General features: G+C 37.8%; 12 protein-coding genes. 11 read left to right on the top strand and 1 reads right to left on the bottom strand.

Annotation, left to right across the window (positions count from 1 at the left end; all coding sequences use genetic code 11):
- The first annotated feature begins 179 nt into the window (after positions 1–179).
- On the top strand, positions 180–983 hold the full coding sequence (locus tag Q0093_RS13945; RefSeq protein ID WP_294179554.1) for an outer membrane protein assembly factor BamD: 804 nt from the start codon (positions 180–182) through the stop codon (positions 981–983).
- Positions 984–996: 13 nt separating this feature from the next.
- Positions 997–1329 carry a DNA-directed RNA polymerase subunit omega gene (locus Q0093_RS13940; protein WP_009316741.1) on the top strand — a complete coding sequence of 111 codons (333 nt, stop codon included), beginning with the start codon at positions 997–999 and terminating at the stop codon, positions 1327–1329.
- 192 nt (positions 1330–1521) lie between these two features.
- Here Q0093_RS13940 and Q0093_RS13935 read toward each other — a convergent pair whose 3' ends face one another.
- Positions 1522–2337 (bottom strand): phosphate ABC transporter substrate-binding protein, encoded by an 816-nt coding sequence (locus Q0093_RS13935; protein ID WP_294179553.1) that lies wholly within the window; start codon positions 2335–2337, stop codon positions 1522–1524.
- A gap of 192 nt (positions 2338–2529) precedes the next feature.
- Here Q0093_RS13935 and pstC point away from each other — a divergent pair, with 192 nt between their 5' ends.
- From pstC to cas2, 9 genes are all read left to right on the top strand, one after another.
- A complete protein-coding gene (pstC, locus tag Q0093_RS13930) occupies positions 2530–3714 on the top strand; it encodes a phosphate ABC transporter permease subunit PstC (protein WP_294179552.1) in 1185 nt (394 codons plus the stop codon).
- Between the two features lie 4 nt (positions 3715–3718).
- A complete protein-coding gene (pstA, locus tag Q0093_RS13925) occupies positions 3719–4609 on the top strand; it encodes a phosphate ABC transporter permease PstA (RefSeq protein WP_294179551.1) in 891 nt (296 codons plus the stop codon).
- 11 nt (positions 4610–4620) lie between these two features.
- A complete protein-coding gene (gene pstB / locus Q0093_RS13920; RefSeq protein WP_009316745.1) occupies positions 4621–5373 on the top strand; it encodes a phosphate ABC transporter ATP-binding protein PstB in 753 nt (250 codons plus the stop codon).
- Between the two features lie 23 nt (positions 5374–5396).
- Entirely contained in the window at positions 5397–6077 is a 681-nt protein-coding gene (gene phoU / locus Q0093_RS13915; RefSeq protein ID WP_294179549.1) for a phosphate signaling complex protein PhoU, read from the top strand.
- 292 nt (positions 6078–6369) lie between these two features.
- Positions 6370–6861: a discoidin domain-containing protein gene (locus Q0093_RS13910; protein ID WP_297931632.1), complete on the top strand. Its 492-nt coding sequence runs from the start codon at positions 6370–6372 to the stop codon at positions 6859–6861.
- A gap of 39 nt (positions 6862–6900) precedes the next feature.
- Positions 6901–8619, top strand: a complete 1719-nt coding sequence (locus Q0093_RS13905) for a sialate O-acetylesterase (RefSeq protein WP_297931630.1) — start codon at positions 6901–6903, stop codon at positions 8617–8619.
- A 436-nt stretch (positions 8620–9055) separates the two neighbouring features.
- Positions 9056–13351 carry a type II CRISPR RNA-guided endonuclease Cas9 gene (gene cas9 / locus Q0093_RS13900; protein ID WP_297931628.1) on the top strand — a complete coding sequence of 1432 codons (4296 nt, stop codon included), beginning with the start codon at positions 9056–9058 and terminating at the stop codon, positions 13349–13351.
- 230 nt (positions 13352–13581) lie between these two features.
- Complete coding sequence (gene cas1, locus Q0093_RS13895) at positions 13582–14511, top strand: type II CRISPR-associated endonuclease Cas1 (RefSeq protein ID WP_297931626.1); 930 nt, start codon at positions 13582–13584, stop codon at positions 14509–14511.
- Positions 14511–14843: a CRISPR-associated endonuclease Cas2 gene (gene cas2, locus Q0093_RS13890; protein ID WP_297931624.1), complete on the top strand. Its 333-nt coding sequence runs from the start codon at positions 14511–14513 to the stop codon at positions 14841–14843. Before cas1 ends, cas2 begins: the two co-directional genes overlap by 1 nt.
- Positions 14844–14998: the final 155 nt, after the last annotated feature.

Genomic DNA, 14998 nt, shown 5'->3' with positions numbered 1-14998 from the left:
ATAGGCCGGAAGAAAGCGCAAAAATGACCTGATAATATTTTCTAATTGGAAAATTTAGACAGGCTCTTAATCAGGCTCTCAAATTTAATAAATCAAAACAGGCTCTTAATCCGTTAAAATTCATTTTTTTGTTTTCGTTATTCAATCAGTTTACCTACATTTGCACATTATTTGTCTATATGAAGAAGAGATTTTTATATTTATTTGTATCGGTATTATTTTTTACTTCGTGCAGCGAGTATAATAAAATACTTAAAAGTACCGATTATGATATGAAATATGAATATGCCAAGAAATATTTTGAACAAAAAAAATATGCTCGGGCATATACTCTGTTAGAAGAGTTGGTGACGATATATAAGGGAACGGATAAGGCGGAAGAATCCCTTTATTTATTAGCTCGCAGTCATTATATGGCAAAGGATTATTCAACTTCAGGACAGTATTTTACGACTTATTATACAAACTATCCCAAAGGCCAATTTGCAGAACTTTCCCGTTTTTATGCCGGTTATGGATATTATTTAGATTCTCCCGAGCCGGAACTCGATCAGTCGGGAACTTATAAGGCGATAGATGAGATGCAGATGTTTCTGGAATATTTTCCGGGAAGCGAGAAGGCTAAAGAAGCTCAGGATATAATTTTCGCTTTGCAGGAGAAATTGGTGGAGAAGGAGTGGTTGAATGCACAGTTATATTATAATTTGGGTAACTATATGGGCAACAATTATGATGCGGCTGTGATTACTGCTCAGAATGCCTTGAAAGATTATCCTTATACAAAAAGAAAAGAAGATCTTTCGATGTTGATTCTGAAATCGAAATATCAGGAGGCTATGCAGAGTGTGGAGGAGAAAAAGATAGAACGGTTCAGAGACGTGATTGATGAATATTATAGCTTTATCAATGATTTTCCTGATGGAGCGAATGCAAAAGAAGCTAAGAAAATTTTTAATGTAGCAAGTAAATACGTAAAAGATTAATCAATACAATAATATGGATTACAAGAAAACGAATGCACCGACAAACACCGTTACCCGTGATATGATCGCTTTGTCATCGGATACCGGAAATGTTTATGAAACTGTTTGTATTATAGCAAAAAGAGCTAATCAGATTTCTGTAGAGATGAAAAATGATCTGGAAAAGAAATTACAGGAGTTTGCTTCTTTTAATGATAATCTTGAAGAAGTGTTTGAAAACAGAGAACAGATTGAGATTTCAAGATATTATGAAAAGTTGCCGAAACCTACATTGATAGCGGCTCAGGAATATCAAGAAGGTAAAGTATATTACAGAAATCCGGCAAAGGAAAAAGAAATAATCTAAATCCTTTTGAAATAAACCAAAGTAAAGCGGCTTCGAGAATTCTCGAAGCCGCTTTACTTTGGTTGAAATTCCGATTATTTGAATTTTATTCGGACCAGGTTCAAGTATGGTAGCAGGCTATCTGACGAGTGAGAACGCGAGGATGACCTGATAGTATTTTGATCGGAAAATTTAGATAGTTCCTAAGATATTTTATCGGATAGGAACGTAACCGTTATCTTTGATTATATTCTGTCCTTCGTCGGATAGCAGATACTGAATAAATGAAGAAACTGCTTTTTCATTTTTTTGATTATAGTAGTAATAAAGCGGGCGAACGATCGGGTATAGTTTTCGGGAAGCATTGGAAACTGAAGGTAATGAATAATTTTTATTGTCGTATGATATAGCTAACGTTTTGATTTTAGGGTTTACGTATGCTAACCCTACATACCCTATAGCACCTTTAGTTTGACTTACTGATTGGATGACAGCTCCGGTAGCCGGCATGGAGAGAGTTCCGCTCATGTAATTTTTATTTTTTAAGACGCTCTCTTTGAAAAATTCGTAAGTTCCTGAAGATGTTTCTCGAGTATATACTACTATCTTTTGATCTTTACCACCTACTTGCTTCCAGTTTTTTATTTTCCCCCGAAAAATATCTTCTAACTGTTTTCGTGTGAGTTTATTTACCGGATTGTCGGGATGAACGATGACAGCAAGTGCATCATAAGCAATGATGATTTCTTGAATATTTTGTTTCGCTTCTTTCAACTTCATTTTTTCACTGAATTTGACAGGACGCGATAACATGGCTATATCTGTAGTATTATCCATCAAGGATGATATTCCTACACCGCTTCCTCCCCCTGTAACGGTAACATGAGCTTTTGAATATTTTTTCATGAAATTTTCTGCTGCTTGTTGTGAGACGGGCAGAACGGTATCGCTTCCTTTGATGCGTTGTGCATATAATGTTGTTGTGGCGAGGAATAAAGAAATGATCAGATAACTTTTTGTTCGTTTCATATTTTTATTTTATTCGCAAAGAAATAAAGCTGATATTACAAAAAGTTTACAATGATATTATTTGACAGTTACAAGACCTTTCTCTGATATTTTTGTAATATGAATGTAATAATTCTGAAACAGTTTATTCAAGTCTCCTTTACATGATCTTAATATGAGTTTCATTCCTTTGTGCCAACAAACAGAAACACGATGAAAAAAGTTTTTGAAAAGATTGTAGAAGGTATCCTTACTTGTAGTGGATATATAACGAGTATCACTATTTTGCTTATTGTGGCTTTTCTTTTTACGGAAGCTTTCGGTTTATTTAATAATAAGGTAATAGAGGACGGTTATGTTTTGGTTTTGAATAAAGAAAATGAGATCAGAAAATTGAGCAGTAAAGAGATAAAAGATATTTTCGATGAGGAAATCGTTAATTGGAGAGAGGTAGGAGGAAAAGACTTGCCTATAAAACTTTTTAGGTTGGAAGATCTGACTACTTATTATTCCGAAACGGAACTGGGCGAGTCTTATGAATTTGCATCATCTAAAATAGAGACTTTAATTAAAAATAATCCCGGTATTATAGCTTTTATTCCTCGAAAATTCGTAGAAAATCCTCAGAATGTCTATGTAGTGGAAGACCAAACAATTTCATTAAAAGATGTATTTGTAGGAACAGAGTGGTTTCCTACGGCAACACCGGCACCTCAGTTCGGCTTCTTGCCTTTGGTTACGGGAACATTATGGGTAAGTTTCTTTGCCATACTTATAGCATTGCCTTTTGGTTTGTCCGTATCGATCTATATGTCTGAAATTGCCACTCCGAGAGTGCGGAGTATTCTTAAACCTCTTATTGAATTGTTGAGCGGAATTCCTTCGGTAGTTTACGGATTTTTCGGTTTGATTGTCATAGTTCCTATAATACAGAAAGTGTTTAATCTACCAGTTGGAGAGACAGGATTGTCCGGAAGTGTCGTTTTAGCGATTATGGCTTTACCTACTATTATTACTGTTGCAGAAGATGCCATGCGAAACTGTCCCCGCACGATGCGCGAAGCAAGTCTGGCTTTGGGAGCTTCTCGTTGGCAAACTATATATAAAGTTGTTATTCCGTTTTCGATTTCCGGGATTACATCGGGAGTAGTCTTAGGAATCGGTCGGGCTATAGGAGAAACGATGGCGGTTTTAATGGTTACCGGGAATGCAGCGGTAATCCCCGTTTCTATTTTAGAGCCGTTAAGAACAATTCCTGCTACTATTGCCGCTGAATTGGGAGAAGCACCATCTGGTGGAGCTCATTATCAAGCTCTTTTTATGCTCGGTGTAGTACTCTTCTTTATTACATTGATAATAAACTCATGTGTAGAATACGTATCATCAAAAAACAAGTAAAAACATGAATATTCGCAATATTTATCCGTCCAGATATGAGATTCGAAAGAGGCGTTCTCAACATTTTGCTTTCGGGATCTTTTCTCTGTTGAGTGTTTTGGTCGTAGCCATTCTTTTTGCTATTTTGGGATTTATTATTTATAAAGGAATCGGTGTTATTAGTTGGGGCTTCCTCACCGAATCTCCGACAGACGGGATGACTTCGGGAGGTATATGGCCGGCGATCGTAGGGACATTTTATTTGATGATCGGGAGCGCTCTATTTGCATTTCCGGTTGGTGTGATGAGCGGTATATATATGAATGAATACGCCCCTAAAGGAAAGTTGGTGCGTTTTATACGGGTTATGACAAACAATCTAAGCGGAATACCCTCGATCGTGTTCGGTCTGTTCGGTATGGCGTTATTTGTAAAATATCTGAATTTCGGGGATAGTATCATAGCCGGGTCATTGACTTTAGGTCTACTTTGTGTACCGTTGGTAATCCGAACGACGGAGGAGTCGTTGAAAGCCATTCCCGACAGTCTGAGAGAAGGCAGCCGAGCTTTGGGAGCAACCAAATTGCAAACGATATGGCACGTGATTTTACCGATGGGAATGCCCAATATCATTACCGGTTTGATTCTTGCGTTAGGAAGAGTTTCAGGAGAAACAGCCCCCATATTATTTACTTGCGCCGCTTATTTTTTACCGCAATTGCCCGAAAGTATTTTTGACCAGTGTATGGCGTTACCTTATCATCTGTATGTTATCTCTACAAGCGGGACAAACATGGAAGCTCAGTTACCGCTGGCATACGGAACGGCATTGGTTCTGATCGCTATTATTCTGTTCATCAATTTGTTGGCGAATGCCTTGAGAAAATATTTTTCAAACAAAGTAAAAACAAACTAATATAAAAAGAAATGAATAAGATCGATGCCCGTGACGTAAACTTTTACTATGGGAATTTTCACGCTCTCAAAGGAATAAGTATGCAGATCGAAGAAAAATCTGTCGTGGCATTTATAGGTCCGTCGGGATGTGGAAAATCCACATTTCTTCGATTGTTTAATCGTATGAATGATTTGATTCCCGATACACGGTTGAATGGAGAAATCTTGATCGATGGGAAAAATATTTATGATAAGGATATACAGGTCGATGAATTGCGGAAAAATGTAGGAATGGTTTTTCAGAGACCCAATCCTTTTCCGAAAAGTATATTCGAGAATGTTGCTTATGGGTTGCGTGTCAACGGTGTAAAGGATAAAGAATTTATCCGCAATCGTGTGGAGGAAACCTTGAAGGGAGCGGCTTTGTGGAATGAAGTGAAAGATAAGTTGAAAGAATCGGCTTTTGCTCTTTCGGGAGGGCAGCAGCAACGGTTGTGCATTGCACGTGCTATGGCAGTTTCTCCTTCAGTTTTATTGATGGATGAACCTGCATCTGCCCTTGATCCGATATCTACGGCAAAGGTAGAAGAGTTGATTCATGAACTGAAAAACGATTATACGATTGTTATCGTAACGCATAATATGCAACAAGCATCGCGTATCAGTGATAAAACCGCTTTCTTTTATATGGGGGAGATGGTTGAGTATGATGATACTAAAAAGATATTTACGAACCCGGGCAAAGAGGCCACGCAAAATTATATTACCGGTCGCTTTGGTTGATATTATTAGAAACAGATAAGGTTATGGTCGAATTTATAGAATCGAAGTTAGTCCGTCTTCGTAAAGAAGTGGATGAAATGTGGGATCTGGTAAGGACACAGATTGAGAAATCGGGAAATGCTGTGCAAAGTTTGAATAGAGAAGATGCGCAAACAGTTATTGTAAGAGAAAGACATGTCAATGCCTTTGAATTGAAAATAGACAGTGATATAGAGGATATAATTGCTTTATATAGTCCGGTGGCAGTAGACCTTCGGCTCGTTCTGGCAATGCTGAAGATCAATTCGAATTTGGAACGAATCGGAGATTTTGCAGAGGGAATAGCTCGATTTGTAATTCATTGTCCTGAACCGTTAAATGAAACATTGATGGAAAGGTTGCAGTTGAAAACGATGTTTACGACAGTTCTTGATATGTTGGATATGGCTAAACGCGCTTTAGATGAGGAAAGTCCGGATTTGGCTACAACTGTTCTTGCTAAAGACAATCTGTTAGATGATATAAATTCGGCAGTAACGCCTATTCTTGCCGATTATTTAGGAGAACATCCTGATGATCGGTTGGCTTGTCTGAATTTAGTCAGTGTATTTCGTAAGTTAGAACGTGCAGGAGATCATATTACGAATATGGCAGAAGAGATAATCTTTTTTGTAAATGCAAAAGTGCTGAAACATCAAGGAAATACAGACGAACATTATGTTTGATCTGTAAAAGAGAAATATTTAAGCAGGGAGTGAACGATTTTATCGCAGTTCATTCCCTGCTTTTTTATGGTTATACCTGAATATGTTGAACCTTTGGCGAGAAATAGCGATATTTTTATTCTCGATTTTATTTCAATTCCCGATATTAAGCTGTTTATTAATCTTTGATTAAGTCAGTTTGAGGGAAACTGTTAAGCACTCATTTCTATATTTGTTCAATAAACACACACATTTTTTTTACAAAGAAAGAATCGAATCTTATATTAATTATTAACTTTTAAATTTTGAAATTATGAACGTAAGGAAAATTACCGGATTTGTTTTGTGTCTTGCTGTTTCGATCGGAATGTTACAAGCTGCAACGAATAATGAGAATCAAGAAAAAGATACTGACCGTACGGAATGGACTGTAACAGCATCTAATTATAAATTTGATTTTCAAGATCCTTCTAAAACTGTTGATGGTGATCTCGATTCTCGTTGGACATTAGGGAAACCGCAAGTTGCAGGAGATTGGATTATTGTCGATATGAAGACCCCTCAGAAATTTAGTGTGATCGAACTACAACAAGGCCGTAGTGCAAATGATTTCCCTCGAGGTTATGCCGTATATCTCTCTAAAGATGGAAAAGATTGGGGAAATCCAGTTATTACGGGAGAAGGGATTAAAGGAGATGCAACGGTAATAACTCTTCCTTCATCTGTCGAAACGAGATATATAAAAATCGTATTGACTAAGGATGTTTCGACTTGGTGGAGTATTCATGAATTTCTTGTAAAATAATGTGATGATTTTATGACAGAATAAGATTTGAATAAGATCATGAATGCATTATTATCAATAAAACGAATGGTGCTTATTGCCGGAGTATGTCTTCTATGCGGTTGTCCGGCAAAAGCAGACATTCGTATGCCCCGGATTTTTGGAGACCGTATGGTTTTGCAGCAGGATGCACAATTATCGATATGGGGATGGGCCGATCCCGGAGAAAAGGTGGTCGTGACTCTTGCCGGAAAAAAGGGGAAAACGATTGCCGGAGCAGATGGTACATGGAAAATCTCCTTGAAGCCCATAAAAACGAAATCGAAAGGGCAAACCCTTACAATAAAAGGAAATAATAAGATCGTATATGAAGATGTATTGATCGGAGATGTATGGGTCGCTTCGGGGCAGTCTAACATGGAATTTGGCATTAATAAAAATCATTACAAAAAAGATGTAGATGCTTCGGCAGATTCCCTGTTACGGTTATTTTTTGTCCCGAGAAATACCTCGCTTGATCCTCTGTCCGATATTTATACACCCGAAGATACCCAGAACCCCGAATGGGCTGCAAAGTGGGTTTTATGTACACCTGAGGCATTGAGAAAGATAAATGGACAAGGATTTGCAAGTGCAGCTTATTATTTTGCTCGGGATATTCGTCAAACAAACGGTCGTCCTTTGGGAATAATACAAAGTGCGTGGGGAGGTACACGTGCTGAGGCTTGGACGAGTCTGTCTGCTTTGAAAGCCGAACCTAAGTTGAAACGTTATGTCGATCTTTATGAAAAAAATGTCAGGATAAATCCTGAAGTTGTCGCTAATTATAAACAGAGGAAAACCGAGTTTGACGTAGCGATAAAAAAGTGGAATAATACTGTGGGCAAAGAGTGGGACAAGGCACAAAAAGAATGGACTATTGAGGTAAAGAAGGCTCAGGCGGCCGGACTTCCTGCTCCGGAAAAACCGAAACCGAGTTCTCCCCGTCCTTCAGATCCGCCTAAACCGAATGGAGGAAATAACGGACCGACCAATCTGTTCAATGCGATGATCAATCCCTTAATTCCCTTGTCGATAAAAGGAGTGATATGGTATCAGGGAGAATTCAATTCCGGAGGATCTGGAAAAGAATATGCTACGCTGTTCCCTTGCATGATAAATGATTGGCGGCAAAAATGGGGAATAGGAGATTTCCCTTTTATATACGTACAGTTGCCGAATTTCGGACCTGTCGATCAGAAACCTTCAGAAGAAGGACAAGGCTGGCGTTGGGTGCGTGAAGGACAATTGAAAGCTCTTGCTTTGCCCAATACGGCTATGGCTGTGACTATCGATATCGGTGATCCTTTCGATCTGCATCCGATCGATAAATATGATGTAGGACATCGTTTGGCATTAGCCGCCAGAAATTTGGCATACGGTGAAAAGATAATCGCCTCAGGACCATTATATGAAAACATGACGATAGAAGGGGATAAGGCGATTATTCATTTCAGTAATTGCGGAAGCGGGTTGACGATAGCGTCCTCTCCCTATACACCTAAAGGTGAAAAGATCAAAAATCCCGAGAAACTTACCGGGTTCTGTATTGCCGGAGAAGACCGTAAATTTGTTTGGGCAGATGCCGTGATCGACGGGAATCGTGTGATTGTCTCGAGTCCTAAGGTGCTGAAACCTGTTGCTGTGCGTTATGGATTTTCCAACAGTCCGGTTTGTAACCTGTACAATAAAGAGTTGCTTCCGGCGTCTCCTTTCCGTACGGACAATTGGGAAAAATAATTAGAATAGCGATTATTGAGGTTTTACCAACCCGATAATCGCTATTTGTTTTCTTATTATTTATTAGGCATGAATAATAAAAAGATAGAGTCTTTGTTCTCATTTTTTGCCAATGTACTGTTTTTGTGAAAATATGGTTACGTTAGAAGCTTCTGATTAAAATTATTCTCAATTTCTGTATAATCTTGTATATCTCATCATCATAAGTTGAGTCTCTTATTTCAACCTCCTTGTTTTTGATATAGTTGATTAGGTTATTAAGGAGTATAAAAAATCCCCCGCAGAAGGGCGAGGGAACCTAATGTTTTCACAACGGAATAATCCTTATTGTGATTTGCTTCATTTTAGTATGACAAAAGTATAAAATAAATGGTTTATGTGCAAATATTTTTAAAATAAAATTTTTATATTTGGAAAAGTTAAAAACAAATATATCATGAAAAAGATTTTAGGTCTGGATTTAGGATCAAGCAGTATAGGATGGGCGTTGGTAAATGAAGCTGAAAATAGAGATGAGGTATCATCGATCATTAAGTTGGGTGTGCGAGTGAATCCTTTGACTGTAGATGAAATGCAAAATTTTGAGAAAGGGAAAAGTATTACCACTAATGCGGACAGGACTCTTAAAAGAAGTATGCGCCGTAATTTGCAACGGTATAAATTGCGGCGCGATGCATTGATAAAACTTTTAAAAAAAGTTGAATTTATAACGGATGAGACTGTTCTTTCGGAGCAAGGAAACAGATCGACGTTTGAGACTTATCGTTTAAGGGCGAAAGCTCCCGATGAAGAAATCTCTTTACAGGAACTTGCACGTGTGTTGTTGATGATCAACAAAAAACGAGGATATAAGAGCAGCCGAAAAATAAAAGAAAAAGAGGACGGAACTTTGATTGACGGAATGGAGGCTGCTAAAAAATTATATGATGAGGATTTAACTCCCGGGCAACTTTGTCTACAGCTACTCGAATCGGGCAAAAGGTCTTTGCCTGATTTTTATCGTTCCGATTTGCAGGAAGAGTTTGATAGAATATGGAACTTCCAAAAGCATTTCAATCCGAAGGCCTTTTGTGACGAGGCTAAAGAAGGAATCAAAGGGAAAAATAAAAGCCAGACATGGGCTATTCTGGAGAAATACTTTATTTGGACGGAGGAAATGGATGTGTGGAATGAAAAAGAGTCCAAAACAGAAAGTGTGGAAAAAGAATGTAAACTTGTCGGTCTTAAACGGACTGTCAAAAAGGAGGAACAGAGAAAAGAAAACTATCGTTGGCGTGTACAAGCCCTTACGGAGCAGCTAGACTTAGAAAAAATTGCGGTGGTGTTGCAGGAAATTAATGGACAAATAAGTACTTCAAGTGGTTATTTAGGAGCAATTAGTGACCGGAGCAAGGTTCTTTATTTCAATCATCAGACGGTAGGCCAATATCAAATGGCTGAACTGGAAAAGAATCCCAATACGAGTCTGCGCAACATGGTGTTCTATCGGCAGGATTATTTGGATGAGTTCGATAAAATTTGGGAAAAGCAGGCAGAATTTCATAAAGAATTGACCGTGGAGCTGAAAAAAGAAATTCGAGATATTATCATCTTTTACCAAAGACGTTTGAAAAGCCAAAAAGGTTTGATCGGTTTTTGTGAATTTGAAAACCGAGAAATTATGGTGGAGAAAAATGGCAAGATGCAAGCTAAGGTGGTGGGATGTAAAGTTATACCTCGTTCACATCCGTTGTTTCAGGAGTTCAAAATATGGCAGACATTGAATAATATAGAAGTGTTTGCCGGTAAAAAGATGTATAAACGAAAGAATGCGGATGCTTCACCCGAGCTATTCAATAGTACGGAAGATACTTTATTGACAAAAGGACGGCGATATTTATATCAAGAAGAAAAAGAGGTGTTGGCTAAGGAACTTTTCGTGAAGAAGAGCCTTAAAAAAGAATATGTTTTAAAACTCCTGTTCGACAATCCGCAGGATTTGGATATGAATTTTGAACAGATAGAAGGAAATGATACGGGAAATGCTCTCTTTTCGGCATACAGTAAAATGATAGAGAAATATGGCTATGAACCGTTGGATTTTGGAGAACCGACAGACAAGATAATAGAACAGTTGCAAATTATCTTTACCGATCTGGGATGGAATACAGATTTGCTTTTCGTAGATTTGAATAAAGAGGGTAAAGATTTGGAGAAGCAACCCTATTTCAAGCTTTGGCATTTATTATATTCATTTGAGGGAGACAATACGCCGACCGGAAACGGAAAGTTGGTTGAAAAGCTTATGGAACTTTGCCATGTGGGCAAAGAGTATGCCGTAGAACTTGTGAATATTTCGTTCCAAAACGATTATGGAAGCCTGAGTGCTAAAGCTATTAAAAAGATTTTGCCTTATTTGAAAGAAGGCAATCGATATGATGTGGCATGTGGATATGCAGGCTATCGCCATTCCAAATCTTCACTGACTAAAGAGGAGATAGAAAATAAAGTATTGAAAGATAAATTGGATATTCTTCCTAAAAACAGCTTGCGTAATCCGGTAGTTGAAAAGATCTTGAATCAAATGGTGAATGTGATTAACGCAATCATTGACACTTATGGAAAACCTGATGAAATTCGAGTAGAATTAGCACGTGAATTGAAAAAAAGTGCTAAGGAGCGGGAAGAACTGACTAAAGCTATTGCAAAAAGTACTCGCGAACATGAAGAAATACGTAAAGTATTGCAGGAAGAATTCGGCATGATAAATGTGAGCCGTAATGACATTATTCGTTATAAACTTTATGAGGAATTGAAAGATAACGGATATAAAACGTTGTATTCCAATCAATATATACCCAAAGAAAAAGTGTTCAGTAAAGAGATAGATATAGAACACATCATCCCGCAAGCTCGGCTTTTCGATGATTCATTGTCTAATAAGACATTGGAGTATAAAGCGATTAACATTGAGAAAGGAAATAAAACAGCTTATGACTTCGTAAAGGAGAAATACGGAGAAAAAGGCTTGCAACAATATCTTAATCGTTGCGAAAGTTTGTTTAAAGATCAGAGAGCAAAACTCCGGAAATTGAAAATGGGGCAGGAAAATATTCCGGAAGGATTTATCGATCGGGATTTGAGAAACACACAATATATAGCTAAAAAAGCTCTTGCTATGCTAAATGAGATTTGTCGCAGAGTAGTAGCTACCACCGGTTCTATAACGGATAGATTGCGAGAGGATTGGCAGCTTGTGGATGTATTGAAAGAATTGAACTTGCCTAAATACGAGACCTTGGGTTTGGTAGAAGTGTATGAAGATAAAGATGGGAGAAAAATTAAAAGAATAAAGGACTGGACAAAAAGAAATGATCATCGACATCATGCCATGGATGCTTTAACCGTAGCTTTTACCAAAGATGCATTTATTCAATATTTTAACAACAAAAATGCAGCATGGCAGGCTGACTGCAAAGAGCACTTCGATATAATAGGGATAAAGACTCGTTATTTTGAGAATGGAAAGGCTTTGCCTCCTATGCCGTTAGTGCGGTTTCGTGCAGAAGCGAAAAGCCATTTGGAAACTTTGTTGGTATCTATTAAGGCTAAAAATAAAGTGGTTACTAATAATGTGAATTGTACAAAAAGAAAGGGTGGAGAAAATAAGAAGTTACAACAAACCCCGCGGGGACAATTGCATTTAGAAACTATTTACGGTAGCCATCGACAATATGTTACGAAAGAGGAAAAAGTGAATGCTTCTTTTGATTCCTCTAAAATTGCGACAGTGTGTAAACTGGCTTATCGGAATGCTTTGCTTGAACGGTTGGCGGCTTTTGGTAACGATCCAAAGAAGGCGTTTACCGGTAAAAATTCGTTGGAAAAAAATCCGGTTTACCTTGATAAGGAACAAACGGCACGAGTGCCGGAGAGAGTACGAACGGTTGAGTTGGAAACTGTTTATACTATACGTAAACCTGTCGATCCGAATTTAAGTGTAGACAAGGTGGCTGATGCAAAAGTTCGTTCTATTTTGGAGCGACGTTTAAGAGAATATGATGGGGAAGCTAAGAGAGCATTTGTTAACTTAGACGAGAATCCTATATGGCTGAATAAGGAGAAAGGAATAGCTATCAAGCGAGTGACTATTCGAGGTATTAGCAAGGCGCAATCATTGCATGACAAGAAAGATAAAAATGGAAATCTGATTTTAGATGAAACAGGGAAAAAAATCCCTGTGGATTTTGTGAATACAGGCAATAATCATCATGTGGCTATTTATCGAAAACCTGTTTTAGATAAGACAGGGCAGAGGATACTTGATGATGAAGGTAATCCTGTGTATGAACTTGACGAAGTCGTGGTTTCTTTCTTTGAAGCTGTCACACGGATGAATTTAGGTTTGCCCGTCATAGATAAGAATTATAACAAAAGTGAGGGCTGGCAGTTTATGTTCACGATGAAACAGAACGAATATTTTGTGTTTCCTAATGAGAAAACCGGATTCAACCCGAAAGAAGTGGATTTGTTGAATCCGGAAAATTATACGGTGATCAGTCCTAATTTATTTAGAGTACAGAAGATTGCGGAAAAAGATTATATGTTTAGACATCATCTGGAAACTAAGGTTGTTGATGATAAGTCCTTAAAAGAAATTACATGGAAACGTCTAACACCCAATAAGTTGGAAGGTATAGTGAAAGTCCGTGTAAACCATATAGGACAGATTGTCTCAGTAGGAGAATATTAAAAGTAGATTATTGCTAAGGAATTCCTTAGAGCTTGTCTCAATTTTGCATGGATTAGGTTTGAGAGTTTCTTTCGAGGATGTTTTTCTGATTTTATGAGAAAGATAGCGAGCTATCTGACGAGTGAAAATGGAAAAAAAGACCGGAAGAAAACGCAAAAATGACCTGATAGTATTTTTTATTGGAAAGTTTAGACAGCTCTTAGAAGCCTAATGACTAAAATCTGTGTATTATGATTAAGAAAACACTTTATTTTGGAAACCCTGCCTATCTGTCACTAAGAAATGCCCAATTAATAATAAAATTGCCGGAAGTTGTTGATAATGACACTCTCCCTGAATATTTTAAACAAGTATCAGAAGTCTCCAAGCCGGTAGAGGATATCGGTGTTGTAGTATTGGATCATAAACAGATAACTATCACTTCAGGGGTATTGGAGGCATTCCTTGAAAATAATTGTGCTGTTCTGACATGTGACAGTAAAAGTATGCCGGTAGGTTTATTACTTCCTTTACACGGAAATACTACACAGAACGAGAGGTTTAGGCAGCAGTTGGATGCTTCTCTGCCACTGTCGAAACAACTTTGGCAGCAGACTGTAAAAGCAAAAATAGAAAATCAGGCGGCAGTGTTAAAAGAGTGTTCCGGAGAAGAGATAAAGTGTATGAGAGTGTGGGCGGCCAATGTGAAAAGTGGGGATTCGGATAATCAGGAAGCTCGTGCTGCAGCTTATTATTGGAAAAACTTGTTTCGGATAGAAGGCTTTACAAGAGACAGGGATGGTATTCCGCCTAATAATTTATTGAATTATGGTTATGCTATTTTACGTGCTGTTGTTGCTCGTGGGTTAGTGGCAAGTGGGCTTTTACCTACTTTGGGAATACATCACCACAACCGCTATAATGCTTATTGCTTGGCAGATGATATTATGGAACCATATCGTCCCTATGTAGATAGGTTGGTTTACAGCATAGTTAGGCAAGGGGGAAATTACGCTGAGTTGACAAAAGAGTTGAAAGTCCGATTACTGACTATTCCTACATTGGAAACCAATATTGCCGGAAAACGAAGTCCGTTAATGATAGCTGTTGGACAGACTACTGCTTCTTTGTATAAGTGCTTTAGTGGCGAATTACGTAAAATATCCTATCCGGAAATGTGATGGACCGATTTAGTGAATATCGTGTTATGTGGGTACTTGTACTATTTGATTTGCCTACTGAAACGAAAAAGGATAAAAAGGCATATACAGATTTTAGGAAAAATCTGCAAAAGGATGGCTTTACGATGTTTCAATTTTCCATTTATGTTCGTCATTGCACCAGTAGCGAAAATGCAGAGGTACATATAAAGAGAGTTAAGTCTTTTCTCCCGGAGCATGGGAATGTAGGAATTATGTGCATTACAGATAAGCAATTTGGAAATATTGAACTTTTCTATGGTAAGAAAACAATGTCGGTGAATACTCCGGGTCAACAATTGGAACTGTTCTAAAAAGAAAAATCCTGCCATTGTGCAGGATTTTTCATAGGAAACAACATCGTTTTTTTTATTCTGATTTGTTCTGTAAGTCATTAATTAATAAAATCTTACAGAGATCGCGATGTTTCCGATACTTCAAAGATACTAAAATGAAAGCAAATCACAAC

The organism is uncultured Coprobacter sp., from assembly GCF_947855755.1.
Lineage (GTDB): Bacteria > Bacteroidota > Bacteroidia > Bacteroidales > Coprobacteraceae > Coprobacter.
This window is presented reverse-complemented; position numbering and strand designations above follow the sequence as displayed.

Excerpts from the sequence above, each read along its gene's own strand:
- pstA (WP_294179551.1), top strand. The coding sequence starts at position 3,719 with ATGAATATTCGCAATATTTATCCGTCCAGATATGAGATTCGAAAGAGG.
- Q0093_RS13910 (WP_297931632.1), top strand. The coding sequence starts at position 6,370 with ATGAACGTAAGGAAAATTACCGGATTTGTTTTGTGTCTTGCTGTTTCG.
- Q0093_RS13905 (WP_297931630.1), top strand. The coding sequence starts at position 6,901 with ATGAATGCATTATTATCAATAAAACGAATGGTGCTTATTGCCGGAGTA.
- cas9 (WP_297931628.1), top strand. The coding sequence starts at position 9,056 with ATGAAAAAGATTTTAGGTCTGGATTTAGGATCAAGCAGTATAGGATGG.
- cas1 (WP_297931626.1), top strand. The coding sequence starts at position 13,582 with ATGATTAAGAAAACACTTTATTTTGGAAACCCTGCCTATCTGTCACTA.
- cas2 (WP_297931624.1), top strand. The coding sequence starts at position 14,511 with ATGGACCGATTTAGTGAATATCGTGTTATGTGGGTACTTGTACTATTT.
- Q0093_RS13945 (WP_294179554.1), top strand. The coding sequence starts at position 180 with ATGAAGAAGAGATTTTTATATTTATTTGTATCGGTATTATTTTTTACT.
- Q0093_RS13940 (WP_009316741.1), top strand. The coding sequence starts at position 997 with ATGGATTACAAGAAAACGAATGCACCGACAAACACCGTTACCCGTGAT.
- pstC (WP_294179552.1), top strand. The coding sequence starts at position 2,530 with ATGAAAAAAGTTTTTGAAAAGATTGTAGAAGGTATCCTTACTTGTAGT.
- Q0093_RS13935 (WP_294179553.1), bottom strand. The coding sequence starts at position 2,337 with ATGAAACGAACAAAAAGTTATCTGATCATTTCTTTATTCCTCGCCACA.
- phoU (WP_294179549.1), top strand. The coding sequence starts at position 5,397 with ATGGTCGAATTTATAGAATCGAAGTTAGTCCGTCTTCGTAAAGAAGTG.
- pstB (WP_009316745.1), top strand. The coding sequence starts at position 4,621 with ATGAATAAGATCGATGCCCGTGACGTAAACTTTTACTATGGGAATTTT.